Annotated in this window: 22 protein-coding genes and 1 pseudogene; 12 read left to right on the top strand and 11 right to left on the bottom strand. The window is 61.5% G+C overall.

The annotated features are described in order from the left end of the window. Window positions 1-4: 4 nt before the first annotated feature. Together AC0V2S_RS22660 and AC0V2S_RS22665 are read left to right on the top strand one after the other, a co-directional pair. Entirely contained in the window at window positions 5-3,154 is a 3,150-nt protein-coding gene (locus AC0V2S_RS22660) for an efflux RND transporter permease subunit (RefSeq protein WP_475511674.1), read from the top strand. A 157-nt stretch (window positions 3,155-3,311) separates the two neighbouring features. Continuing rightward, a pseudogene (locus AC0V2S_RS22665) lies at window positions 3,312-4,500 on the top strand (multidrug effflux MFS transporter). A 19-nt stretch (window positions 4,501-4,519) separates the two neighbouring features. Here the strand turns inward: AC0V2S_RS22665 and AC0V2S_RS22670 are convergent. Further along, the gene (locus AC0V2S_RS22670; protein ID WP_475511675.1) at window positions 4,520-4,699 is read right to left on the bottom strand and encodes a hypothetical protein; all 180 of its coding nucleotides are present in this window, start codon (window positions 4,697-4,699) and stop codon (window positions 4,520-4,522) included. Between the two features lie 195 nt (window positions 4,700-4,894). Beyond that, complete coding sequence (locus tag AC0V2S_RS22675) at window positions 4,895-5,908, bottom strand: zinc-binding alcohol dehydrogenase family protein (RefSeq protein WP_475511676.1); 1,014 nt, start codon at window positions 5,906-5,908, stop codon at window positions 4,895-4,897. Between the two features lie 140 nt (window positions 5,909-6,048). Here AC0V2S_RS22675 and AC0V2S_RS22680 point away from each other — a divergent pair, with 140 nt between their 5' ends. From AC0V2S_RS22680 to AC0V2S_RS22695, 4 genes are read left to right on the top strand one after another with little or no spacing between them, the layout of a single operon-like run. Beyond that, complete coding sequence (locus AC0V2S_RS22680) at window positions 6,049-6,966, top strand: LysR family transcriptional regulator (RefSeq protein WP_475511677.1); 918 nt, start codon at window positions 6,049-6,051, stop codon at window positions 6,964-6,966. A 55-nt stretch (window positions 6,967-7,021) separates the two neighbouring features. Further along, window positions 7,022-7,402 (top strand): DUF2946 domain-containing protein, encoded by a 381-nt coding sequence (locus AC0V2S_RS22685; RefSeq protein WP_475511678.1) that lies wholly within the window; start codon window positions 7,022-7,024, stop codon window positions 7,400-7,402. Between the two features lie 52 nt (window positions 7,403-7,454). After that, on the top strand, window positions 7,455-7,934 hold the full coding sequence (locus AC0V2S_RS22690) for a copper chaperone PCu(A)C (protein ID WP_475511679.1): 480 nt from the start codon (window positions 7,455-7,457) through the stop codon (window positions 7,932-7,934). An 18-nt stretch (window positions 7,935-7,952) separates the two neighbouring features. Continuing rightward, entirely contained in the window at window positions 7,953-9,344 is a 1,392-nt protein-coding gene (locus AC0V2S_RS22695) for a PepSY-associated TM helix domain-containing protein (protein WP_475511680.1), read from the top strand. Between the two features lie 146 nt (window positions 9,345-9,490). Here the strand turns inward: AC0V2S_RS22695 and AC0V2S_RS22700 are convergent, their stop codons facing one another. Then, window positions 9,491-10,444, bottom strand: coding sequence for an adenosine deaminase (locus tag AC0V2S_RS22700; RefSeq protein WP_475511681.1), 954 nt, complete (start codon window positions 10,442-10,444; stop codon window positions 9,491-9,493). 151 nt (window positions 10,445-10,595) lie between these two features. Between AC0V2S_RS22700 and AC0V2S_RS22705 the strand changes: the two genes are divergently transcribed. Continuing rightward, window positions 10,596-11,678, top strand: coding sequence for a calcium:cation antiporter (locus AC0V2S_RS22705; RefSeq protein ID WP_475511682.1), 1,083 nt, complete (start codon window positions 10,596-10,598; stop codon window positions 11,676-11,678). 89 nt (window positions 11,679-11,767) lie between these two features. Here the strand turns inward: AC0V2S_RS22705 and AC0V2S_RS22710 are convergent, their stop codons facing one another. The 3 genes from AC0V2S_RS22710 to AC0V2S_RS22720 all read right to left on the bottom strand — a co-directional run bounded on the left by AC0V2S_RS22710 (window position 11,768) and on the right by AC0V2S_RS22720 (window position 14,808). Beyond that, a complete protein-coding gene (locus AC0V2S_RS22710; protein WP_475511683.1) occupies window positions 11,768-12,454 on the bottom strand; it encodes an SDR family oxidoreductase in 687 nt (228 codons plus the stop codon). A gap of 145 nt (window positions 12,455-12,599) precedes the next feature. Next, complete coding sequence (locus AC0V2S_RS22715) at window positions 12,600-13,568, bottom strand: 2-oxoglutarate and iron-dependent oxygenase domain-containing protein (protein ID WP_475511684.1); 969 nt, start codon at window positions 13,566-13,568, stop codon at window positions 12,600-12,602. A gap of 157 nt (window positions 13,569-13,725) precedes the next feature. Further along, a complete protein-coding gene (locus tag AC0V2S_RS22720; RefSeq protein WP_475511685.1) occupies window positions 13,726-14,808 on the bottom strand; it encodes a BMP family ABC transporter substrate-binding protein in 1,083 nt (360 codons plus the stop codon). 384 nt (window positions 14,809-15,192) lie between these two features. On the opposite strand from AC0V2S_RS22720, the gene AC0V2S_RS22725 reads away from it, so the two are divergent. Further along, a complete protein-coding gene (locus AC0V2S_RS22725) occupies window positions 15,193-15,741 on the top strand; it encodes a chromate transporter (RefSeq protein ID WP_475511686.1) in 549 nt (182 codons plus the stop codon). Continuing rightward, entirely contained in the window at window positions 15,738-16,265 is a 528-nt protein-coding gene (locus tag AC0V2S_RS22730) for a chromate transporter (RefSeq protein WP_475511687.1), read from the top strand. The genes AC0V2S_RS22725 and AC0V2S_RS22730 overlap by 4 nt, the downstream gene beginning before the upstream one ends. Before the next feature lie 33 nt (window positions 16,266-16,298). Here the strand turns inward: AC0V2S_RS22730 and AC0V2S_RS22735 are convergent, their stop codons facing one another. The 5 genes from AC0V2S_RS22735 to AC0V2S_RS22755 form a co-directional block, all read right to left on the bottom strand. Next, window positions 16,299-17,225, bottom strand: coding sequence for an ABC transporter permease (locus AC0V2S_RS22735; protein ID WP_475511688.1), 927 nt, complete (start codon window positions 17,223-17,225; stop codon window positions 16,299-16,301). A 147-nt stretch (window positions 17,226-17,372) separates the two neighbouring features. Next, window positions 17,373-18,470 (bottom strand): ABC transporter permease, encoded by a 1,098-nt coding sequence (locus AC0V2S_RS22740; RefSeq protein ID WP_475511689.1) that lies wholly within the window; start codon window positions 18,468-18,470, stop codon window positions 17,373-17,375. Window positions 18,471-18,481: 11 nt separating this feature from the next. Beyond that, window positions 18,482-20,068 (bottom strand): ABC transporter ATP-binding protein, encoded by a 1,587-nt coding sequence (locus tag AC0V2S_RS22745; protein ID WP_475511690.1) that lies wholly within the window; start codon window positions 20,066-20,068, stop codon window positions 18,482-18,484. A gap of 158 nt (window positions 20,069-20,226) precedes the next feature. Beyond that, a complete protein-coding gene (locus tag AC0V2S_RS22750) occupies window positions 20,227-20,826 on the bottom strand; it encodes an IMPACT family protein (protein WP_475511691.1) in 600 nt (199 codons plus the stop codon). Then, the gene (locus AC0V2S_RS22755) at window positions 20,826-21,491 is read right to left on the bottom strand and encodes a TetR/AcrR family transcriptional regulator (protein ID WP_475511692.1); all 666 of its coding nucleotides are present in this window, start codon (window positions 21,489-21,491) and stop codon (window positions 20,826-20,828) included. The genes AC0V2S_RS22750 and AC0V2S_RS22755 overlap by 1 nt, the downstream gene beginning before the upstream one ends. Before the next feature lie 559 nt (window positions 21,492-22,050). Here AC0V2S_RS22755 and AC0V2S_RS22760 point away from each other — a divergent pair. The 3 genes from AC0V2S_RS22760 to AC0V2S_RS22770 all read left to right on the top strand — a co-directional run bounded on the left by AC0V2S_RS22760 (window position 22,051) and on the right by AC0V2S_RS22770 (window position 24,945). Next, complete coding sequence (locus AC0V2S_RS22760) at window positions 22,051-23,043, top strand: ABC transporter substrate-binding protein (RefSeq protein ID WP_475511693.1); 993 nt, start codon at window positions 22,051-22,053, stop codon at window positions 23,041-23,043. Between the two features lie 61 nt (window positions 23,044-23,104). Beyond that, complete coding sequence (locus AC0V2S_RS22765; protein WP_475511694.1) at window positions 23,105-24,139, top strand: aromatic ring-hydroxylating dioxygenase subunit alpha; 1,035 nt, start codon at window positions 23,105-23,107, stop codon at window positions 24,137-24,139. Then, window positions 24,136-24,945, top strand: a complete 810-nt coding sequence (locus AC0V2S_RS22770; protein ID WP_475511695.1) for an ABC transporter ATP-binding protein — start codon at window positions 24,136-24,138, stop codon at window positions 24,943-24,945. Before AC0V2S_RS22765 ends, AC0V2S_RS22770 begins: the two co-directional genes overlap by 4 nt. Window positions 24,946-25,079 lie beyond the last annotated feature (134 nt).

A 25,079-nucleotide genomic window follows, 5' to 3' on the forward strand; every position in this document is an offset into this window, starting at 1 on the left:
TGCCGTGATTTCTCGCTTCTTTATTGATAGGCCGATTTTCGCCACGGTAATTTCCGTGGTCATCGTTCTTGCCGGGCTCGCGGCCATGCGCTCGCTGCCCATTTCCCAGTACCCGGAAATTCTCCCGCCGCAGGTGGCGGTATCCGCCAGTTATCCGGGCGCCAGTTCCCAGGTGATCGCCGAAACCGTGGCAGCGCCCCTGGAGCAGGAAATCAACGGCGTGCAGGGCATGATCTACCAGCTGTCGAACTCAGACAGCAGCGGTGCCATGAGCCTCAACGTGTATTTCCAGGTGGGCACCGACCCTGACCAGGCCACCATCGACGTCAACAACAAGGTGCAGGCCGCGCTGGCTAAATTGCCGGAAGAAGTGCGCCGGCAAGGGGTGAAGGTGGAGAAGAAATCCTCCGACATCCTCCAGGTAATCACCCTGTATTCCCCGGATGCGTCCCGGGACCCGATCTATATCAGCAACTACGCGCTCATCAACGTGATCGACGAACTCAAGCGTCTTCCCGGTGTGGGCGATGCCAGCCAGTTCGGCTCCAAGGACTACTCCATGCGCATCTGGCTGCGGCCGGACAAGCTGGCGCAGTACAACCTCACGCCCACCGATGTGGTCAACGCGATTCAGGAGCAGAACTCGCAGTTCGCCGCCGGTAGTTTTGGCAAACAGCCGCTGACCCAGGAGCAGGACTTCACCTATACGGTGACCACCCAAGGCCGGTTCGCCGACCCGAAAGAGTTTGAAAGCATCATTCTGCGCACCGACGAAACCGGCGCGAGCCTGCTGCTCAAAGACGTCGCACGGGTGGAGCTGGGCGCGCAGGACTACTCGCTGATGACCAGCCTCAACGGTCAGCAGAACGCTGCGTTCGGTATCTACCTGCAACCCGGCGCCAATGCCCTGGACACCGCCAAAGCGGTGAGCGACACGATGGAGCGGCTGGCCAAGCGCTTCCCATCCGGCATGACCTACAAGATTCCCTACGACACCACCAAGTTTGTGAAGGTCTCCATCGAGGAGGTGATTCATACCTTCTTCGAGGCCTTGGTGCTGGTGGTGCTGGTGGTGTTTATCTTCCTGCAGAACTGGCGCGCCACGCTGATTCCCGTGCTGGCCATTCCGGTGTCGCTGATCGGCACCTTTGCCGGCATGTATGTGCTCGGCTTCTCCATCAACCTGCTGACGCTGTTCGGCCTGGTGCTGGCCATCGGTATCGTGGTGGACGACGCCATCGTGGTGTTGGAAAACGTCGAGCGGGTGATGCGCACGGAAAAACTGCCGCCGCGCGAAGCGGCGATCAAGGCCATGGAGGAGGTGACCGGGCCGATCATCGCCATCGTGCTGGTGCTGTGTGCCGTGTTTATTCCGGTGGGCTTTCTCGGTGGTCTGGCGGGGCAGATGTATAAGCAGTTCGCCATCACCATTGCCGTCTCGGTGGCGGTGTCCGGGCTGGTGGCACTGACGTTGTCGCCGGCGTTGTGCGCCTTGCTGCTCAAGCCGGGGCACCACGAGCCGGCGGCGCCGTTCCGCTGGTTCAACACGTTCTTCGAAAAGGCCACTTCCGGCTACAGCCGTGGCGTGGTGTTCTTCCTCAAGCGCTCGTTTATCGGCCTGCTGCTATTTGGCGGCATGATTGCGCTGATGGTGGTGCTGTTTGGCCGGGTGCCCAGTTCGCTGGTGCCGGACGAAGATCAGGGCTACGTGCTGAACGCCTACTTCCTGCCGTCGGCGGCATCCCTGACCCGCACCGAGAAAGTCACCAGTGATGTAACCGAACAACTGATGAAGCACCCCGCTGTGCAGGACGTGGTGACCTTCGCCGGTTTTGACGTGCTCACCTTCGGCACCCGCAGCAACGCTGGTGTGTCGTTTATTCCGCTGAAAGACTGGAGCGAACGCACCACCGACGAACTGGATGCGCGCAACCTGCCGCACGCCTTTATGGCCATGGGCGCCTCGCAGAAAGACGCCATGGTGATGACCTTCAACCCGCCGCCGATTACCGGCATGAGTACCACCGGCGGCTTCGAGGCGTATATCCAGGACCGCAGCGGGGGCAGCAGCGAACAGCTTGAGCAGATGGTTCATAAATTCATGGCCGCGGCGGCCAAACGGCCTGAGTTGGCCGGGGTAAATACCACCTTCAACGCGGAAGTGCCGCAGTACTACATCGACCTCGACCGCACCAAGGCGCGTGCCCTGGGCGTGGCGATCAACGATGTATTCACCGCCATGCAGACCACCTTCGGCAGCTACTACGTCAACGACTTCAACCTCTACGGCCGCACCTGGCAGGTGAGCTTGCAAGCCGAAGCGGAGTTCCGCAGAAAACCCGAAGACCTGAGCCAGGTATATGTGCGCTCCACGGTTACCTCCGAGCTGATTCCGTTGTCCTCCCTGGTCAGCGTGCGGCGCATTCTCGGGCCGGACAGCTACGCGCGCTTTAACGTCTACCCGGCGGCCAAAGTGCTCGGCGGGCCTGCGCCCGGTTACAGCTCGGGCCAGGCGCTGGACGCCATGCAGGAAGTGGCGGACGAAACCCTCGGCGCCGATTACACCCTTGGCTGGATTGGCCAGGCCTATCAGGAACTGGCTTCCCAGGGCTCGGGCAGTACGGCATTTATCTTCGGTCTGGTGATGGTGTTCCTGATTCTTGCCGCCCAGTACGAACGCTGGACCTTGCCGGTGGCCGTGGTCACCGCCGTGCCGTTTGCGGTGTTCGGCGCCATTCTGGCGGTGTGGCTGCGGGGCATTGAGAACGACGTGTACTTCCAGGTTGGCCTGGTAACGCTGATCGGCCTGGCGGCGAAAAACGCCATTCTGATCGTCGAGTTCGCCGTGCTCTGTCGCAACGAAGGCATGAGCATTTACGACTCGGCGCTGGAAGCGGCCAAGCTGCGCTTCCGGCCGATCGTGATGACCTCGCTGGCGTTTATTCTCGGCTGCGTACCGTTGGCCATCAGCACCGGCGCCGGTTCGGCGAGCCGCCACTCGATTGGTACCGGGGTAATCGGCGGCATGTTGGCGGCGACCTTGCTGGCGACCTTTGTGATTCCGATGTTCTATTTCCTGGTGGAAACGGCGGCGGCGAAGCTGAGCAAGGAAAAGCCGAAATCGCAGCCGACTGAGGAATCTCCGGCACCATAGGATGGAGGGGGCCGCCTAGGCGAGCGCAGCGAAACCCATCGTTTCGCGAATCGATGGGTTTCGCTGCGCTCTACGCATCCTACGTTTGTGGCGAGATCGTTAGCCTGCTATTGGTGTACCATCGTCGGCCGCGTTTTCTACCGTCGTCGGACCGTTCATGAATTTACGTATTCTGCTTATTCTCGGCGCCCTGAGCGCGTTCGGCCCCCTGGCCATCGACTTCTACCTGCCCAGCTTTCCGACCTTGGCCCATGTGTTCGGCACCGACGTCGAGCATGTGCAACTCACCCTGGCCGCCTATTTCAGCGGCCTGGCCATCGGTCAATTGGTGTACGGCCCGCTCACCGACCGCTTCGGCCGGCGCATCCCGCTGTTGGTGGGGGTGGCGCTGTTTACGGTCGGTTCGCTGGCCTGCGCTATGGCACCCAACCTCGACGCACTGATCGGCGCGCGCTTCGTTCAGGCCTTGGGCGGTTTGCGCGGGCATGGTGATTTCCCGCGCGGTAATTCGTGACCTCTGCGACCCCCTGGCCTCGGCCAAGGTGTTCTCCAAATTGATGCTGATCATGGGCGTGGCGCCCATCGTGGCGCCGTTTGCCGGCGGCGTGCTGCTCAACCTGTTTGGTTGGCCGTCGATCTTCTACTGCCTGACTCTGTTCAGCGTGCTGTGCCTACTGGGCGTGGCGCTGTGGCTGCCGGAAACCATTCCCGCCGGCCCCAAGCCGCCGTTACGCGGTGCCTTTCGCGAGTATTGGCGGCTGCTGGGTGACGGGCCGTTTATGGGCCACGCCCTTACTGGCGGTGTGGCGATGGCGGGGTTGTTTGCCTACATCGCCGGCTCGCCGTTCGTGTTTATCCAGCTCTACGGCGTGCCCGCCGAGCACTACGGCTGGTTGTTTGGCTGCAATGCGGCGGGCTTTATCTTGTCGGCGCAACTCAACGGCTGGCTGCTGCGCCACCACGGGCCGGGTTACTGGCTGGTGCGGATAATCTGGGTCTACCTGTTCTTCGCGCTGGCGCTTCTAGCTGTGGCCGCATTCAAGCCGATGCAGCTCTGGCCGCTGATGATTCCGCTGTTCTGCTTTGTGGCCACCATGGGCTGCGTGATTCCCAATGCCTCGGCCTGTGCCATGGCCGGGCAGGGCAGCCACGCCGGCAGCGCGTCGGCCTTGCTCGGTTGCCTGCAATATTCCGTCGCTGCCGGGGCAGCCAGCCTGGTGGGGATTCTCCACGACGGCACGGCCATGCCGATGGCGCTGGTGATCAGCGGGTGCGGAATAATTGCCGCCACACTGGCGCAAGTGACCGCGCGCAGCGCGAAGAACGTGCCGTTCGGCGTTATGTAACAGGGGTAAACCGCCGGTCTTAACCGGCGGCGCGTTGTTGTACGTGCGGGAGCTGGTGCGGGGCTTTCAAGCGGGCTTCGAGGGTATTCACGAACTCGCGGGCTTGCGCCTCGCTACGAAAACTCACGGCATGCTGGTCCATGCGAACTTGCCAAAGCGGGCCTTGCGGCGTGGAAAGCGTACGAACGAGAATTTTCATGCCTGCCTCCTGCTGGTGGGAAAAGTCGAGGAAGTTGCAGTCTAGTCGCCGCCCGAGAATTTTCTTTGACGCATTTCTGTCACGCGACACACGGTCATTCTTGTCTTGGCCTTGGTGGGAGAGGCTTAAGCCTCGATGTGTTTTGCTCTTCAAGAGCATCGAGGCTAAAGCCTCTCCCACAGGGTTTTGCGGCGCTTAGAAACTCTCGAGCACAATCTTGCCCTTGGCCTTGCCGCTCTCCAGCAGCGCATGGGCGCGGCGCAGGTTGGCGGCGTTGATGCTGCCAAAGTGCTCTCCCACCGTGGTGTGCAAGGTGCCGGCATCAATCAGGTCGGCCACCTGGTTGAGCAGGCGGTGCTGCTCGATCATGTCTGGTGTTTCGAACAGCGAGCGGGTGTACATAAACTCCCAGTGCAGCGACAGGCTCTTGCGCTTGAGCTTCGTCACGTCGAGGCTTTTCGGGTCGTCGATCAGCGCCAGTTTGCCCTGCGGGGCCAGGGCTTCGACCAGTTGATCGAAGTGCTGGTCGGTGTTGGTCAGGCTAGCCACGTGGGTGACCTGGCCGACGCCGATGCGCTTCAACTCTTCGGCCAGCGGTTTGCTGTGGTCGATTACATGGTGGGCGCCCAGCTCGCGGACCCAGTCCTGGGTTTCGGTGCGGGACGCGGTGCCGATCACCGTCAGGTCGGTGAGCTGACGGGCCAGCTGCACCAGAATCGACCCCACGCCACCGGCGGCGCCAACAATCAGCAGGCTGTGTTTTTTGCCGCTTTGGCCTTGCGGCACTTGCAGGCGTTCGAACAACAATTCCCAGGCGGTAATCGCCGTCAGCGGCAGCGCGGCGCTCTGGGTGAAGCTGAGGTTTTTCGGCATATGGCCGACGATACGTTCGTCCACCACATGCAGCTCGCTATTGGCGCCTGCGCGGTTCAGGGCGCCGGCGTAGAACACTTTGTCGCCGACTTTGAACAGGCTCACTTCACTACCAACTGCCTTGACCACCCCGGCCACGTCCCAGCCCAACACCTTGGCTTCGCCATTTTCCGGCGCCACGTTCTTGCGGATTTTGGTGTCCACCGGGTTTACCGAAATTGCCCGTACTTCCACCAGCAGGTCGCGCGGCAGCGGGGTAGGGGTGGGCAGCTCGATATCCTGTAGGGAGGCTTCGTCGTCGATGGCCAGCGGTTGGTAGTAGGCAATGGCTTTCATGGTAGTGACTCCTAAAAATCCGAAATAAATAGCGGCAATGAATGGTGTGCAGGGTGGCCTATTTCGCTGATGGGAAAAACAGCGTAGAAGCTGAGGCTCTTTCAACGCCTTGTTGATAATCGCCTGCCAAGGACCTGCCCATGCTGCGCCTGGATGACCTGCAAATCGTCGTACGTACCGCCGACCTGGGCAGCCTGTCGGCGGCCGCGCGTGATCTGGATGTGTCGCCGGCGGTCGCCAGTGCGGCGCTCAAACGCCTGGAGCAGCAGCTGGAAGTGCGCTTGTTCGCCCGCTCCACCCGCAGCCTGCGCCTGACCCCCGAAGGCGAGCAGTTTCTGGGCTATGCCCGCGCGGCTTTGCAAAGCCTAGACGAAGCGCAGCAGCAATTGGCGGGACGGAAGGTAGACATTAGTGGGGTGCTGCAGATTTCCGCGCCGTCGGATTTCGGCCGCAATGTGCTGCTGCCCTGGCTCGACGAATTTCAGCAAGAGCATCCGTTATTGCACGTGCGCCTGCTGCTCGGCGATCGCAATGCCGACCTGTTTCGCCAGCCGGTAGACATCGCCATCCGCTATGGCGCCCCAGAAGATTCCAGCCTGGTGGCCCTGCCGCTGGCGCCTGCCAACCGCCGCGTACTGTGTGCCTCGCCGGCGTATTTAAAGAAGCACGGCGAACCCGTGCGCATCGACCAACTGGCTCAGCACAACTGCCTGCTGTATATGCTCGGCGGGCGCTTGCATGAGCGCTGGCGCTTTATCGACGGCAAGCGCGAACTTAGCGTGACGGTGGGCGGCAATCAGGTGAGCGACGATGCCGATGTGGTGCGCCGCTGGGGCGTGGCCGGGCGCGGGGTGATGTACAAATCCTGGCTGGACGTAGCCGGCGATGTGCAAGCCGGGCGCCTTAAAGTGCTATTGCCGGAGCTGCGTGGCGAACCGGCGGCCCTTAACCTAATCTGCACCCATCGCGCCCAACTGAGCAAAACGGTGTACTTGCTGCGTGAATTTATTCAAGAGCGCTGTAGCCAGCTTATCGACGCCAAACCCTGGGGCAACTAGCCCCTGTGGCAAACCGGAACTTGCCATCGCATTGGGCGGTGGTAGAGTCGCGGCCATGAAACCGTCCCTCACCAATCGCTCGCTGATGGCCTGGCTGCTGTACTTCAGCGTGCTGTTCAATGTGCTCGCCTGCGGCATCGGCCATGGCCAGATGCTGGGCTTGAGCCTGAACGGTTTTGGCGGTGCGTTCTGCTCGGCGGACAACAGCGCCGGCCCTGCGCTGGATTCAGGCATTGGCTCAATCAACGACGCCAGCGCCACCACCCCCTTCAATTGCCCGCTGTGCGGCGCCGTCGGCCTGAGCCTGGCGCTGCTGTTCTGCCTGAGCTGGCTGCTGCCGGCGCGCCGCGACCGGTTGCCCGCCTGGGAACCGCGTAGCAAATCCCCGCCGCGTTACTCTTGGCCCTCGGCCAACCCCCGCGCTTCTCCGCTGTAAAAACCAGGTTCGTTTTGCTGCACCTGCGTTTTTTCATTTTCGGAGAATACTGATGACCCTGTTCAAATCCCTGATCCTCAGCGCCTTGCTGTGCACCTCTTTTGCCGCCATGGCCCATGAATACGAAGTGGGCGAGCTGCATATTGACCACCCGTGGTCGCGCGAAATGCCGCCGACTGCGCCGACTGCTGCAGTGTATTTCATCATCCACAACAAGGGCGCCAGCGCCGACCGTTTGCTCTCGGTGGAAACCCCCGTCGCCGGCAAGGCCGAGATGCACGAGCACATCGACCAGAACGGCCTGATGAAAATGCAGCAAGTGCAATTCGTCACCGTGCCGGCCGGCGGCGAAGCCACCTTCGCGCCCATGGCCTACCACGTGATGCTGTTCAACCTGAAACAGCAGGGCAAGGACGGCGAGCGCTTCCCCCTGACCCTGCATTTCGAGAAAGCCGGTGAGGTGACCGTGCAAGTGGCCGTGCAAAAAGACGCACCGGCTGCCGACCACGATATGTCCCAACACAAAAACTAAAACGCCGGGGGTGTGCGTATGAGCAAGGCTCCTGTGTCGTTCTATAACCAGGCCTGGCGCTGGCACTTCTATGCCGGTCTGTTTGTCATTCCATTTATGATCGTCCTGTCGCTGACCGGCATCATTTACCTGTTTAAACCGCAGCTCGACAACCTGATGTATGCCGACCTGCTCCAAGCCAATCCGATAGGCCAGACCCTTAGCGCCGAGCAGCAACTGGCGCGAGTGCAGGCGGCTTATCCACAGGCGGCGGTCAGCCAATACCTGCCGCCGGTAGATGCCCGGCACAGCGCGCAATTCGTGCTCGCCGAGGCGGGGCGCAAGCTCAATGTGTTTATCGACCCCTACAGCGGCATCGTGCTCGGCAGCCAGGATGCGCAGAAGAATCTACAAGCCCTGGCGCGGGCGATTCACGGCGAACTGTTGATCGGCACCGTGGGTGATCGGCTAGTGGAATTGGCTGCCGGTTGGGGTGTGGTGCTGGTGGTCTCCGGTCTGTACCTGTGGTGGCCGCGTGGACGTTGGGGCGCCGGTGTGCTGTGGCCGCGCATGGCGGCACGCGGGCGGTTGTTCTGGCGTGACGTGCACGCAGTGACCGGCTTCTGGGGCTCGCTGTTGCTGCTCTTTATGCTGCTCACCGGCATGACCTGGACCGGTTTCTGGGGCCAGAAATTTGCCGATGTGTGGAACCAGTTTCCGGCAGTGATGTGGAATGACCTGCCCAAGTCCGGCGTGGAGGCGCGCAGCCTGAATAAACCGGAGGCGCAGACCGTTGCCTGGGCCATGGAAAACACCCTGCTGCCGGCGTCCACGCCGCCGGCCGTCGACCCGCACGCCGCGCACAACGGCCACAACATGGCCGACATGGCGCCGGCCGCGAGCGGACAAATTCCCCTGCAACAAGTGGTCGATATCGCCCAGGCGCGCGGCGTAACGCCGGGCTACAGCATCACCTTGCCGCAGGGCAAAGACGGTGTTTACACCATCGCCATTTCCGCCGATGACCCACGCAACGACGCCACCCTGCATGTCGACCAATACAGCGGCGAGGTGCTCGCCGACGTGCGTTGGCAGCACTACAACCTGGTGGCCAAGAGCGTGGAAGCGGGCGTGATGCTGCACGAAGGCAAACTGTTTGGCCTGGCCAATCAGTTGCTGATGCTGGCGGTGTGTTTGCTGATTCTGCTGAGCTCAGTGAGCGGGCTGGTGATCTGGTGGAAGCGTCGGCCGCAAGGCCAGCTGGGGGTGCCGCCGCTGCGTCACGATTTACCGCTGTGGAAAACGGCGGTGGTGATTATCGTGGGGTTGGGGGTGGTGTTTCCGTTGGTGGGGATGTCGCTGGTGGTGATTGGGGTGTTGGATTGGTTGGTGATTTCGCGGGTTGCCCGGATGAAGGGGGAAATGGCGTAGCTCGCGGGCCCTCACCCTAGCCCTCTCCCAGAGGGAGAGGGGACTAAAAGCAAAAGGCGTACGTAACCCGAACGCCGATTAGGCTCCCCTCTCCCGCTTGCGGGAGAGGGGCTGGGGGTGAGGGACAGCCCCACCGCCGATCTCAATCAGCCCTTAAACAACCGGGCATCCAGACTGTTCTGCGCCAACCGTTGCGCCTGGTCTTGCGTCATGCCCAGGTGCTCATGCAGCGCCATAAAGTTCTCGGTCACATAGCCGCCGAAGTACGCCGGGTCGTCCGAGTTCACCGTCACCTTCACGCCCTGCTCGAGCATGTCGAGGATGTTGTGCTGGCCCATATGCTCGAACACGCACAGCTTGGTGTTGGATAGCGGGCACACGGTCAGCGGGATCTGCTCATCAATGATGCGCTGCATCAAACGCGGGTCTTCGCTGGCGCGTACGCCGTGGTCGATACGGCTGATCTTCAGCAAATCCAGCGCTTCCCAGATGTACTCGGGCGGGCCTTCTTCGCCGGCATGCGCCACGGTCAGAAAATCTTCGCCACGGGCGCGGTCGAACACGCGCTGGAACTTGCTCGGCGGGTGACCCATTTCCGAGCTGTCCAAACCCACGGCAAAAAACGCATCGCGAAACGGCAGGGCCTGGTCGAGGGTTTTCTGTGCGTCGTCTTCGGACAGGTGGCGCAGAAAGCTCAGGATCAACCCGCTTTCCACGCCAAGCTGCTCGCGGCCATCTTTGAGCGCAGTAGCAATGCCGTTCAGCGCCACTTCAAAGGGAATGCCACGGTCGGTGTGGGTTTGCGGGTCGTAGAACGGTTCGGTGTGAATCACGTTCTGCGCCTTGCAGCGTTGTAGGTAGGCCCAGGTCAGGTCGTAGAAATCCTGCTCGGTGCGCAGTACGTCGGCGCCCTGGTAATAGAGGTCGAGAAACTCTTGCAGGTTGTTGAACGCATAGGCGCTGCGCAGCGCTTCCACATCGTTCCACGGCAGGGCGATCTTGTTGCGTTCGGCCAGGGTGAACAACAGCTCGGGCTCCAGCGAGCCTTCGAGGTGCAGGTGCAGTTCGGCCTTGGGCAAAGCATTGAGCCAGTCGTACATGAATAAACACCTAGTAAAAGAAAACTGCCGGCTAGTTTAGCTGACCAGGAAGACAGAATCCCCTGCAATCCTCTTGCCGCTTACGGTTGGCAGTGGCAGCCGAGCCGCTTAAGCTGCTGCAACATTTTGTTGCCATGGACTGCCAACCCCGATGCTTGCCCACCTCAAAGACGAAAAACTGCTGCTGATCGCCATTGTGGCGGTGGCCATCGCCTACCCGCTGGAACATATGCTGCTGCATTCGGGGCAAATGGTGGCGTTGGTCGGCGCGCTGCTGCTGGTGGGCGCCATCATCTGCGCCTCGATGCGCGTGGCGCACCATGCCGAGCTGTTGGCCCACCGAGTTGGCGACCCCTACGGCACCATGATCCTCACCCTGGCCGCCGTGCTGGTGGAAGTGGTGGTGCTGGCCATCATGATGAGCAACGAAGCCTCGCCAACCCTGGTGCGCGACACCATCTATTCGGCGGTGATGCTCGATATCAACGGCATCCTCGGCCTGGCCGCGCTGCTGGGCGGCATCAAGCACGGCGAGCAGCCCTACAACGACGACTCGGCCAAGAGTTACAGCGTGATGATCCTCACCGCCATGGGCATTTCCATGGTGGTGCCGGAGTTTGTGCCCGAGGCCTCATGGAAGGCCTATTCGGCGTTCACCATCGTCATGATGATCATGCTCTACGCCCTGTTTCTGCGTATGCAGGTCGGCCCGCACAGTTATTTCTTCAGCTACAGCTACCCGGAAAAACGTCGGGTCAATCCCGAAGAGGAACAGCACGACAGCAAGACGTTTTCCATCAGCATGTTGGTGCTGGGCGTCATCGTGATTGGTGCGTTGGCGGAGGTGATGTCCAAGGCGCTGGACCTGGGGCTGGAAGGCACCGGCGCGCCGCCGGTATTGGCCGCCTTGCTGGTGGCGGCCATTTCCGCAGCACCGGAAATTCTTACCGCCTTGCGCGCGGCGATGGCCAACCGCATGCAATCGGTGGTGAACATCGCATTGGGCGCGTCGCTGTCGACGGTGATTCTGACCGTGCCGGTGATGGAAGGCATCGCGCTGTATACCGGCCAGCCGTTCATGATGGCGATGACGCCGATTCAGTCTGTGATGATTTTTATCACCTTGATCGTGGCGGCCATCAACCTGAACGACGGGGAGACCAATGCCATTGAAGGGATGACGCACTTTGCGTTGTTTGCGACGTTTTTGATGCTGACGTTTATTGGCTTGTAACCGCGCACAGCATGGGTTTCGCTGCGCTCTACCCATCCTACGGTTCATCGTAGGATGGGTAGAGCGCAGCGAAACCCATCAATCACCCCTTACCAGGCAATACTCTCCCCCTGGTAATCAATAAACCGATGCCCCCCTTTCCCCGCCTGCGCATTAATCTGCGCCACCAGCCCTTTGCAGCTGGTTGCGATATCCAGCGTCGCACCGTCACCGCCCATATCGGTTTTCACCCAGCCCGGGTGCAGTGACAGCACGGTGATGCGGCTGTCCTCCAGCTCGCACACAAAGCTGTTGGTCATCGAGTTCAGGGCCGCCTTGCTGGCCTTGTACAGCGCCATGGTGTTGCCTTCGGGAATGGCCACGCTGCCCAGAATCGAGCTCATAAAGGCCAGCACGCCAGTAGGCTTTTTAACCTGAGCAACCAAACGCTGCGCCAGACGAATCGGCGCAATCGCGTTGGTCATAAAGAGTTGGCCGAGTTCCTCAATGGTCGCTTCTTCCACTGACTGATGAGATGGCCCGGAGACGCCTGCGTTGACAAACAGCAGGTCGAAAGTCTGCCCTTCCAGGCGTTGCTGCAAGGCGCTGACCTGCGCGCCGTCGTTGATATCCAGCTGCTCGATTTTCACGCCAGGCAACGCCTGCAGTGCCTCGACGCCAGCCTGGCTACGAACGCTCGCCGTCACATGCCAGCCATCGGCGTGCAGCTGCTGCACCAAGCCCAGCCCGAGGCCGCGCGAGGCGCCAATGATCAATGCGGATTTTGCCTGTGCCATGTCCGGCTCCTGTTTGAAAGGGTAGGGGACCTAGCATAGCGGGGGATGGGTGGTGCGGCTGAGAAAAGCTCGAGGCTGAAGCCTCTCCCACAGGTGTGCGTTTTTTGTGGGAGAGGCTTCAGCCTCGATGCTTTTGATGTGCGGCTTAACCCGCTTCTTCTTCACGGAGATAGGCATACGTATCGGCAAACCGCGACAGCAAATACTCAACGCTGGTGGTGGCCGGATACTTCGGCGGATTGCTCGCATCCGAGCAGCCCGGCAAACAGCTGATTTCCGTATCCGGGTGCGGCTCGGCGAAGAACGGCATGGAGTAGCGATCCACCCCCAGCGGGCTGATTACCCGGTGCGGCGTAGACTTGTACCGGTCGTTGCTCCAGCGCGCCATCATGTCGCCGAGGTTCACCACAAAGCTGCCGGCAATGGGCGGCGCATCGATCCATTCGCCCTGCACGTTCTGCACCTGCAAGCCGCCGGCATCGTCCTGGTACAGCAAGGTGATGCAGCCGTAATCGGTGTGCGCGCCGGCGCCTTGCTGCTCGGCGCTGCTGGCAGTGTGGCGCGGCGGGTAGTGGATCATGCGCAGTACGCTGATGGGCTCATTGAAGCGCACATCGAAAAAGTCGCGCTCGATGCCCAGGGCAATCGTCATGGCGCGCAGCAGGGTTTTGGCCAGTTCCTGCATATCGCTGTAGTGCTGCTCCATCAACGCCTGCCAACCCAGTTGGTCGGGGTGGCGGTTGGGACCGCGCAGCGGTTTGCCGGCCAGCACTTCGGGGTGATCGGCGGGCATATGAAAGCCCATGTCGAAGGTTTCTTTCAGGTCACTCGGCTTGCTTGGGTCCAGCTGCTCGGTGGCGATGCCGCCGTAGCCGCGATGGTGTTCGCTCTGGGTGATATCGATGCGCAGTTTTTCTGCTTCGCTGGCGGCGAAAAAGGTTTTTGCCGCGTGCAGCAAATCGTCGATGCGTTCAGGGCTGACGGGGTGACCCTTGATATAGAAAAAGCCCCACTCGCGGCACGCGGCGTCGATCTGATTGGCCACGTTCAGCCAACCGGCGTCGTCGTCCTGGTAGAGGGGGGCGATATCAATAAGGGGCAATGAATTGGGCATGGTGGCTCCAAGAAGTGTGTTGCTTTGAGTCTTCTCGTACCCATAGCGAAGAGGCGGTTCTGCTGAGCGCTTCAGCAGGGACGGCACAGATAGCAGATGTAAAAAGGGGCACCGTTCGGGTGCCCCCGGATTGCGACAGTACTTATAGCGATAGTACTTACTTAGGCAGTTCAGCTTTGACGTTTTCTACGTAGTAGTTCATCGACGCCAGTTCAGCTTCGGTGGCGACTACGCCAGCGGGGATTTTAACCGCGCCGGTCTGGTCCTTGATCGGGCCAGTGAACGGGTGGAAGGCGCCGGATTTGATATCGGCAATGATCTTCTCGGCTTCGGTTTTCACGTCAGCCGGCACGATATCGCTGATTGGCAATTTGACGGTGCCGTCAGCCAGACCGCCCCAGTAGTCCTGCGGTTTCCAGGTGCCATCGAGCACGGCCTGGGTCGACTTGATGTAGTGCGGGCCCCAGTCGTTGACGATGGAGGTCAGTACCGCTTTCGGGCCGAAGTGGGCCATGTCGGAGGCGTAGCCCACCGAGTACACGCCGCGGCGCTCAGCAGTTTGAATCGGTGCCGGGCTGTCGGTGTGCTGGAACACCACGTCGACGCCTTGGTCGATCAAGGCGTTGGCAGCGTCGGACTCTTTGCCCGGATCGAACCAGGAGTTCACCCACACCACTTTCATTTCGGTGCCGGGGTTGTACTTGTCCAGGGCCAGTTGGATGGCGTTGATGTCGCGGATCACTTCCGGAATCGGGAACGAGGCGACATAGCCGACCTTTTTGGTCTTGGTCATTTTCGCCGCGAGGAAACCACCGACGTAGCGACCTTCATAGGTGCGCGCCAGGTAGGTGCCCATGTTCTTGTCCTGCTTGTAGCCGGTGGCGTGTTCGAAGATCACGCCAGGGAATTGCTTGGCCACTTTCAGGGTTGGGTTCATGTAGCCGAACGAGGTGGTGTAAATCAGCTTGTAGCCGCTCTTGGCCATATTGCGGATTACGCGCTCGGCGTCGGCGCCTTCAGGCACGTTTTCCACGAAGCTGGTGTCGACCTTGTCGCCCAGCGCTGCTGCCATTTCCTTGCGGCCTTGCTCGTGCTGGTAAGTCCAGCCGTGGTCGCCCACCGGGCCGATGTATACGAAACCGACTTTCAGCGGATCAGCCGCCGAAGCGCCCAGCGTGGCGCTAAAACCGAGTGCGGCGATCAGGGTCCGCAGCAGGGGCTTTTTCATTTTTTTCTGCATAGCGAATGAAGCTCCAGTGGTGTGTGTCGTTGTTCTTTTGAGTTGCTGCCATCTGGATTGCAAAAAATTGACCAACTGGACAATTAACCGGTGTAAACGCTTAAAAACGCGACCTTCGGTTTTTCTCCGCTGGATGTGAAGAGCGCTGTTGGTGCACGGCTGAATTGGCGCGCTGTGATCTGGTGCAGTGCGGCACCTGCCATCTGCGCCCGGCTCTAAATTCTGGATTCCTGCCTGCGCAGGAATGACGGGGGTGTTAGAGAGACACCCGTCATCCCCGCGCAGGCGGGGATCCAGAATCTTGAATGCAGTGCAGTTGGCGGAACCCTTAGGGCGCTATCCAATGCTTATAATCCCGTCTTCCTGCATTCCAAGGATCCCACCGTGGAAGACGTCCCCATCAATCGCCCCCGCCGCCGCGACCTGTTTTTCGGCTTTCTCAGCCTCGGCCTCACCTCCTTCGGCGGCGCCTTGCCCCTGGCGCGCCGCGCGCTGGTTGAGCGCCTGCACTGGCTGACCGACGAAGAATTCACCGAGCTGCTGGGCCTGTGCCAGTTCCTGCCCGGCGGCAATATCATCAACCTGTCGGTGGCCATGGGCATGCGCTTCCACGGGTTTAGCGGGGCGATGGCCGCCATGCTCGGCTTGATCGCCGGACCGACCGCCATCGTCATTGGCCTGGGGGTGATCTACGAGCGCTTCCACGATGACGCCCAGGTACGCCATCTGTTCGCCGGCTTAGCTGCGGCGGCGGCCGGCCTGATGGTGGCGATGGCGATCAAGATGCTCAAACCGCTGCGCGGCAAACCCCAGGCGATAGCCATTGCCCTGCTGGCTTTCGCCGCGCTGGGCCTGCTGCATATGCCGCTGTTGTGGGCCATGTTGCTGATTACCCCGCTGAGCATTTTGCTGGCCGCGAGGCGCGCGCCATGAACGAAACCCTGTTCGCCCTGGCGCTGATTTTTACCCAGCTTTCCCTGCTGGCCTTTGGCGGCGGCAACACCGTGCTGCCGGAAATGCAGCGCCAGGTGGTGGATGTGCATCAGTGGATGACCGCCGCCGACTTCGGCGCGCTGTTCGCGTTAGCGCGGGCGGCGCCGGGGCCAAATATGATGGTGGTGCCGCTGATTGGCTGGCATGTGGCGGGGTGGAGCGGAATGCTGGTGGCGTCGCTGGCCAAGTTCGGCCCGTCGTCACTGATCACCATGTTTGTGCTGCACCTGTGGACCCGCTTCAAGGACCACCCATGGCGCGGTTATGTGCAGATGGGGTTGGTGCCCGTCACCATCGGCCTGGTGGCCGCCAGCGCCTTGCTGCTGGTGCAAGCCACCGCTACCACCTGGCTATTGGCAGTGATTGTGGCGGTGGTGGCGGGGCTGGATGTGTTCACCAAATGGCACCCGCTGTGGTTGTTGGCGGGTGGCGCAGTGGTGGGGTTGGTGTTTGGCGCGGGTTGATGGGTTTCGCCTGCGGCTCTACCCATCCTGTTGCTAGTGCCCCGGCTGCCACGGCTTACCCAGCGACACCGGTGCAAACAGGCGGGTCTTGATCGCATCGCGCGACAGCAGCACCAACACCAGAATGGTCGCCACATACGGCAGCATCGCCAGCAGGTTGGACGGCACCGACAAACCAACGCCCTGCGCCACCAGATGAATGATGCTGGCCAAGCCGAACAGGTACGCACCCAGCAGCACACGGAACACCCGCCAGCTGGCAAACACCACCAGCGCCAGGGCGATCCAGCCGCGGCCGGCGGTCATGTTTTCCGCCCACATCGGCGTGTAGGCCAGCGACAGATAGCCACCCGCCAAACCGGCCATGGCGCCGCCGAACATCACCGCCAATGTGCGTACCCGCAGCACCGGCAGGCCCATGGCGCTGGCGGCGTCGGGGTTTTCGCCGACGGCCTGGATGATCAGGCCGATGCGGCTTTTCAGCAGCACCCAGGCCACCACCGCGAACAGCGCGAACGACAGGTAGATCAACGCATCCTGAGCAAACAGCATGCGCCCGATCAGCGGGATTTCGCTGAGCAGCGGAATCGCCAGCGGCTCGAAACCGGCCAGGGGTTTACCCACCCAGGCGGCGCCGATAAAGGAGGAAAGTCCGACACCGAAGATGGTGAGCGCCAAACCGGTGGCCACCTGATTGGCGTTAAAGCCCAGGGCAACCGCGGCGAACAACAGCGACAACAACATGCCCGCCGCGACGGCCATCAGCACGCCCAGCCACAGGCTGCCGGTGCTGAAGGCGACGATAAAACCCACCACGGCGCCGAACAGCATCATGCCTTCCTGGCCGAGGTTCAGAACCCCACTTTTCTCACAGATCAATTCGCCCAGGGCCACCAGCAGCAACGGCGTGCCGGTGCGGGCCATGGCGAAGAGGATATTGCTTAACAGGTCGAGATCCATCGGGTGTTGCTCCGCAAAATTGTTGTTGCCAGCGAAAAGCGGCCCTCTCCCCCAGCCCCTCTCCCGCAGGCGGGCGAGGGGAGCCAAACCGCGTGAGGTCTGACCCCCTCTCCCCTTGGGGAGAGGGCGGGGGAGAGGGAGCGGTCTTCAGACGAGCGCCTCTTTCACCACCAAGCGCTTCTTCCAAACCGCCTTCACCCGCGGCCGATACAAAATCAACACGTCACACGCCAGCAGGAAAAACAGCATCATCCCTTGGAACAACTGGGTGATCGCCTGCGGCAAGTTGAGGCTGAGTTGCGCGCTTTCACCACCGATATACAGCAGCGCCATCAGCAAGCTGGCGAACACGATACCCAGTGGATTGAGGCGCCCGAGAAAGGCCACGGTAATCGCCGCATAGCCGTAACCCGGCGACACCTGCGGCACCAGCTGGCCAATCGGCCCGGCCACTTCGCTGACCCCGGCGAGCCCCGCCAGCGCCCCGCTTACCAACAACGCAAACCACACCAGACTCTTCTCGCGAAAACCGACAAACCCGGCCGCGCGGCGGTCGAGCCCCAGCACCTTGATCTGAAAACCGAGGAAGCTTTTCTGCAGCAATACCCAGATCACCACCAACGCCAGCAAGGCGAAATAGATGCCGGCATGCAGGCGGCCGTCGTCGCTTAGCAGCGGCAAGCGCGCCATATCACCGAACATGGCCGACTGGGGAAAGTTGTAGCCTTCGGGGTCTTTCAACGGGCCGTGAACGAAGTACAGCAACAGGTTCAGCGCGATGTAATTGAGCATGATGCTGGTGAGGATTTCGTTGGCGTTGAACTGCGTACGCAGCCACGCCGTGAGCCCGCCCCAGGCCGCCCCTGCAAAGGTGCCGGCGGCCAGTACCCAGACCAGCGCCCAGCGGCTTTCCCAGTCGATGATATTTACCGCCACCGCACTGCCGGCCAACGCGCCGAGCAGCAGTTGGCCTTCCGCGCCGATGTTCCAGATACGCGCCTGATACGCCACAGCCAGGCCCAGGGCACAGAGCAGAATCGGCAACGCTTTGACGAGTAGCTCCGACACCCCGTACCAATCGCTGATCGGTGCGATCAACAGGGTATGCAGGGTGAGCGCGGGCGACAGGCCCAACAGCAAAAACAGCAACGAGCCGCACGTCAGCGTGAGCACGGCGGCCAGCAACGGTGACAGCCAGAGCATGGCGCGCGACTGCTGGCCGCGCGGTTCCAAAGATAACAACATGGGGTGCTCCGTCAGCTCAGGGTGGCAGCGCTGCTAGCGCCGGCCCCGGTGGAAAGGTGAGGCGCCTGGGGCGCAAATTGGCCGGCCATCCAGCGGCCGACGTCGGCCGGCGTGGTGCCGGCAGTGGCGGCCAGTGGCGACAGGCTGCCGCTGGACAATGCGCCGATGCGGTCGCTGATCTGGAGTAGCTCGTCCAAGTCTTCGCTGATCACCAGAATCGCCGCGCCGGCATCACGCAGGGCAATCAGTGCCCGGTGAATTGCCGCCGCCGCGCCGACGTCCACGCCCCAGGTCGGGTGCGCGGCCACCAGCAGTTTGGGCTGCTGCATGATTTCCCGGCCGAGAATGAATTTCTGCAAATTGCCGCCCGACAAACTGCGCGCCGGTGCTTCGGCATTCGGGGTTTTCACCGCAAAGCGCTGAATGATTTCCTCAGCAAAGGCCAGCACCTTGGCGCGCTTGATCAGGCCCTTGCTCAGCAAGCCTTGTTGAAAGGCGGTGAGGAGGGCGTTATCGGAGAGCGACATATCCGGCACCGCGCCATGGCCTAAGCGCTCGGCCGGCACAAATGCCAGGCCACGAGCGCGACGGGCATCGGGATACAGGTTGGCGATGGGATGATCGTCGAGGCTGATGCGTTCACGCTCGCCACGGGGCAAGCGCACTTCACCGCTGAGCAAGGCCAGCAACTCGTCCTGACCGTTACCGGCGACGCCGGCGATACCGACGATTTCACCGCTGCGTACTTCAAGGCGCAGGCTGGTGAGTGAGGTGCCGAACGGGTCGATGTTGTGCCAGCTGAGGTCGTCCACGCGCAAGCGCACACGGCCGCCGCTGACTTTCGGGTAACTGCTTTCCAGCCCCTCGGCATCGCCGACCATCAGCTTGGCCAGCTCCAGGTCCGAGCACTCGGCCGGCACGCAGTGGCCCGACACCCGCCCGCCGCGCAGCACGGTGGCGCTCTGGCACAGCGCGCGCACTTCGCCGAGCTTGTGGCTGATAAACAGAATGCTGCAGCCCTCGGCGGCCAGACGGCGCAGCGTGGCGAACAGTTCATCGGCCTCCTGTGGGGTGAGCACCGAGGTGGGCTCGTCGAGAATCAGCAGCTTGATGTCTTGCATCAGGCAGCGAACGATCTCCACGCGCTGGCGTTCGCCAATCGACAGGCTGTGCACCAGGCGGTGTGGCTCCAGGGCCATGCCGTAGCGCTGCGACACGTCGCGAATTTTCGGCTCCAGCTGCTTGGGTGTACCAGCATCGGCACCCATGGCCAGGGCGATGTTCTCGGCCACGGTCAGGGTTTCGAACAGCGAGAAATGCTGGAACACCATGCCGATGCCCAAATTGCGGGCCATGGCGGGATCGCGCATTTTCAGCGCCTCGCCGTGCCAGATCACGCTACCGCTGTCGGGCTGGGTGACGCCGTAGATGATCTTCATCAACGTACTTTTGCCCGCACCGTTTTCGCCCAGCAACGCATGGATTTCCCCAGGCTGGATACTCAGGTCGATACGGTCGTTGGCCAGGCAGCCGGGGTAGCGCTTGGTGATGCCTTGCAACTGCAAGCGCGGAACAGGAGGGGAACTGGACATGGTCACTGACTCAGAAAAAGACAACTGAGGCAGACATAAGCAAAAACTTGGCCAGTGGGTCAGAAAGCAGAGTTCAGAGAGGAAATAATTTTGTAGGATGGGTAGAGCGCAGCGAAACCCATCGATTCGCGTAACGATGGGTTTCGCCTATGGCTCTACCCATCCTACGGGGGGCAGCGTTTTGGCTGAGTCAGCACGATGCGGCCCCGGCTGATGTCTGCGAGCAACTTCTGCAACTCGGCAAACCGCGCCTCGGGAAGCGCGATCTGCACCTGCGCCCCTTCGCCGTCGTACTGCTCGCTTTCCAGCAGCGCTTCCAACTCGCCCAACCGTGATTTAAGCAGCGGCAATTCCGCAAACTGGCAGTGGCATGCGCAGCTCACGCGGCTAACCAGCTCCACCCGCTCGCCGGCCTGCAAACACTTGCTCGCCCCGCCGCCATAAGCGCGGGCCAATCCGCCGGTGCCCAGCTGAATACCGCCGTACCAGCGAATTACCAGCACCACCACTTGGTCGCAGTCTTGCCCTTCGATGGCGGCCAGTATCGGGCGGCCGGCCGTGCCGCTGGGTTCGCCGTCGTCGCTAAAACGGTATTGCTGGCCGACCTTCCACGCCCAACAGTTATGGGTGGCAGCCAGGTCGCTATTCGCGTCGATAAACGCGTGCGCCTCAGCCGCGCTGGTGATGGGCGCAGCCAAGGTGAGGAAACGGCTTTTTTTGATGTCCTCGCGAAACTCGCAAGGCTGGGTAAGGCTAAACGGCATCAGGCGCTTGGCGGCGTGAGCCCGCAGCCTTTGAGGATGATGTGGATCAGGGTGTCGCTGGCGACCACGAAGTCTTCCTTGGCGAGCTTTTTACGCCCGGTGAGGCGGCACACCTGCTGGTTGAAGTCGGCGTAATGCTGGGTGCTGCTCCACAGCAGAATGATCAGGTGCACCGGGTCTACGGGGTCAATCTTGCCGGCGGCAATCCAGGCTTCGAACACGGCGGCACGGCCGCGGAACCAGGTCAGGTAGTCCTGGTTGAAGTACTCGGTCAGGCACTCGCCGCCACCAATCACTTCCATGGCGAAGATCTTCGAGGCCAGCGGCTGGCGCCGCGAGAACTCCATCTTGGCGCGGATATACGCGGCCATGGCCACCGCCGGGTCATCCTCGGCGGTCAGGGCGTTGAAGGTGCTGTCCCACAGCTCGAGGATATTGCTCAGCACCGCCAGATACAGCCCCAGCTTGTTGCTGAAGTAGTAATGCAGGTTGGCTTTGGGCAGGCCGACGGTCTGCGCAATGGTGTTCATGCTGGTGCCTTTGAAACCGTGCCGAGCGAACTCTTCTTCGGCGGCAGCCAGAATCGCTTCTTCGTTTTTCTGGCGAATACGACCGGCCGGTTTGCCGGTGTTTTTGGCGGTGTGCGCGGGGACTTCGAAGTTCATAACTACAACCGAACCGTTGAGTGTGGGGAGCCTGTGCACTGATAACCCAGGCGGCAGCTCGCTTACAAGCGCACGACGCAGAAAAAACCGCGGATGTCGCGTTCAGTGCAGGCGGTGCACCGTCGTTGTGCGCGTTTGTGGGCGTTGTGCGCGGTTTTGAGGCCGCAGCGTGCCGCTGGCAGCTGTCCCATCGGTCAACAAAGCCCGCTGAAATCAGCCTTTCACTCAGGTTGGCACAGCCTCTGCAGAGACCTCTTCCGAGTAGAAGCGGTTAGCGTCGAGGCAGTTCATTCGACGTAGGACATTGCTCTTGCGGCCACCCGGTCGCACACCCGGTTTTCGGGTGCTTGATCCTGGCAAACGCCTGGACGAGAGAGACGTCAGCCATGAACCGTTTTTCAGCTTCCATCATGACGCTTCAACCCACAGGCATCGTCCTGTCGGTTTCTCGTTGCCGTGCATTTTCCGTTTCCAGCAGCCCTTCCGGTTTCCCTCGCAGCCCTGCGCGTTTTGCGTTGGGCGCGGCTTTCTATGTGTCCTCCTCAAGAGAGAACCAAAAATGAAAACACGCATCGCCTTGGGTTCCATCGCTTCTATCCTGCTGAGCTTCAGTGTGCAGGCCAACGACAAAATCGTGCTGCTCACCTCCTGGTACGCCCAGGCCGAGCAAGGCGGTTTCTACCAGGCCAAGGCCAAGGGCATTTACGCGGCCAACGGCCTGGATGTGGAAATCCGCATGGGCGGCCCGCAGGTCAACGGCATGCAACTGCTCCTGAACAAGCAGGCCGATGTCATCATCAACTACGACCTGCAAGTGCTCGCCAGCGTGCAGCAAGGCTTGCCGGTGGTAGCCATTGGCGCGCCGTTCCAGGGTGACCCGCAGGGCATGCTGACCCACGCCGATGTCACCGCACTCGACGGCCTCAAGGACAAGAAAATCCTCGTCTCCACCTCCGGGCAAACCACCTGGTGGCCATGGCTGAAAGGCAAATACGGCTTTACCGATGCCCAGGCCCGTCCGTACACCTTCAACCTGCAGCCGTTCTTCGCCGACGCCAATACCGCGCAACAGGGCTACCCGACCTCGGAGTTGTTCCAGGCGCAAAAGGCCGGTGAGAAAGCCAACTTCTTCCTGTTCGCCGATGCCGGCTACCCACCCTACGGCTCCACCTTGGTCACTCGCCAGGACGTGATCGCCGACCGCCCCGAAGTGCTGCAACGCTTTGTCAAAGCCAGCATGGAAGGCTGGAAAAGCTACCTGGCCGAACCCGCTGCCGCCAACGAGCTGATCAAGCAAGACAACCCGAGCATGAACGACGAATTGCTTAGCTGGGGCGTGGCCAAGCTGAAGGAATACCACCTGGTGGAAGGCGGCGATGCGCAGACCCAAGGCATCGGCACCATGACCGACGCCCGCTGGCAGGCGACCCGTGACTTTATGGTTCAGGCCAACCTGCTGAGCGCCGACACCGACTGGAAAAAAGCCTACGACACCCGCTTTGTGCGCGAGCTGAAAGTGCTGCCGTCTGCCGCTGAAGTCGCTGCCCAGTAAGAACGTTGAGACGTCCCGCCGTAGAGCGTGGACGCAAAAAAGATCCGATGAGGAACCCGCCATGCTTGTAACCCAACAACCCGTGCTGCGCCGCTTCTGGTATGCCCTGATGCCCGTGAGCATGCTGGCCGACGGCCCTAAACCATTCACCTTGCTGAACGAGCGCCTCGTACTGTTCATGGGCAAGGAAGGCCCGGTCGCCCTGGCCGACCGCTGCTGCCACCGCACCGCGCAATTGTCCAAAGGCTGGGTCGATGACGGCGTGATCGTCTGTGGCTACCACGGCTGGCGCTACGACCAGAGCGGTGCCTGCGTGTGCATTCCGCAGCAAGCCGACAACGCCCCGATTCCCGCTGGCGCGCGCACCGAGGCCTACCACTGCCAGGAAAAATACGGCTACGTGTGGGTGTGCCTCGGCGACCCGCTGCAACCGATTCCGCACTTCGACGAAGAAGGCCAGCCGCAGTACCGGCGCATCTTCCAGTTCTACGAAGAATGGCAAACCAGCCCGCTGCGGTTTATGGAGAACTCCTTCGATAACTCGCACTTCAGCTTCGTGCACAAAGCCAACTTCGGCATGCTCAGCCAGCCCAAGCCGTCCAAGTATTTGCTCGAGCAAAACGAGTGGGGTTTTGAGGCCGAAACCATCGTGCCGATCAACAACCCACCGGGCGGCCACCGCGTGACCGGCACCGACGCACCCACCACCACGCGCCACCTGTTCAACCGCTGGCACCTGCCGTTCGTGCGCCGCTTCGGCTGCACCTACCCCGACAGCGGCCTGCACCACATCATCTACAACTGCGCGACGCCCATCGATGACAAGCGCATTCAGCTGGTGCAGTGGCTGTACCGCAACGACAGCGAAGAGGCGTGCAGCACCGAAGAGCTGATCGCCTGGGATGCGCCGATCACCCTGGAAGACAAAGAGATTCTCGAGGCCACCGACTACGACGCCTGCGTCGATACGCGCCGGCGTGTGGAGTTTCATATGGAGTCGGACAAGCCCGGTCTGATCATGCGCAAGATGCTGTTCGAGCTGCTGCAAAAGCACGGCGAAGAGGAGCAATTCCGCCCATTGGGAACGCCGCTATGAACGCCGCCTTTAACCTGCCGGTGAGCGAAGAGCCGCCCGTGCTGTTGGCCAATCAGGTGGAGAAAACCTACGGCAACGGCACCCATGCGCTGCAGAAAATGAAACTGGAAATTGGCCGTGGCGAGTTTGTCTCGCTGCTCGGCCCGTCCGGCTGCGGCAAGAGCACCTTGCTGAAAATGTTTGCCGGGTTGGAAGAACCGTCGGCGGGGCATGTGCGTTGGTGGGGCAAGGGAGAAATCAATAGCGACAGCGCGCAGCAAAAGCTGGCGATGGTGTTTCAGGAAGCCACGCTGATGCCGTGGGCCAAGGTGGCCGACAACGTGCGTCTGCCGTTGGACTTGATGCGCCTCGACCGCGCCGAAAGTGCACCACGGGTGCAGGCCGCGTTGGAGTTGGTTGGGTTGGGGAAATTCGGCGGCGTGTACCCGCGTGAGTTGTCCGGCGGTATGCAGATGCGTGCCTCCATTGCCCGCGCGTTGGCGACCGAACCCAATTTGCTGCTGATGGATGAGCCATTCGGCGCGCTGGATGAGTTCACCCGCAACCGGTTGGACAGCGACCTGCGCCAACTGTGGGCGCGGCGCGATCTGACCGTGGTGTTCGTGACCCACAGCATTTACGAGGCGGTGTTTTTGTCGTCACGGGTGGTGGTAATGGGCGCGCGGCCGGGGCGGGTGATTGCCGATGTGAAGATCGAAGGGCCGGCGGAGCGCGATGAAGCGTTTCGAATGTCGGCGGGGTTTATTGAGCAATGCGCGCGGTTGTCGGCGTTGTTGGTGGAAGCGAATGGGGAGGGTGGGCATTGATGAGCGAGATATTCGTTGCAGCCAACCCTCTCCCCCGGCCCCTCTCCCGTAAACGGGAGAGGGGAGACAAGCCGCAATCTGCCCCCTCTCCCGCTTGCGGGAGAGGGCTGGGGAGAGGGCCGCTTTTAATCACC

It is taken from the genome of Pseudomonas sp. CC11G (genome assembly GCF_056174845.1).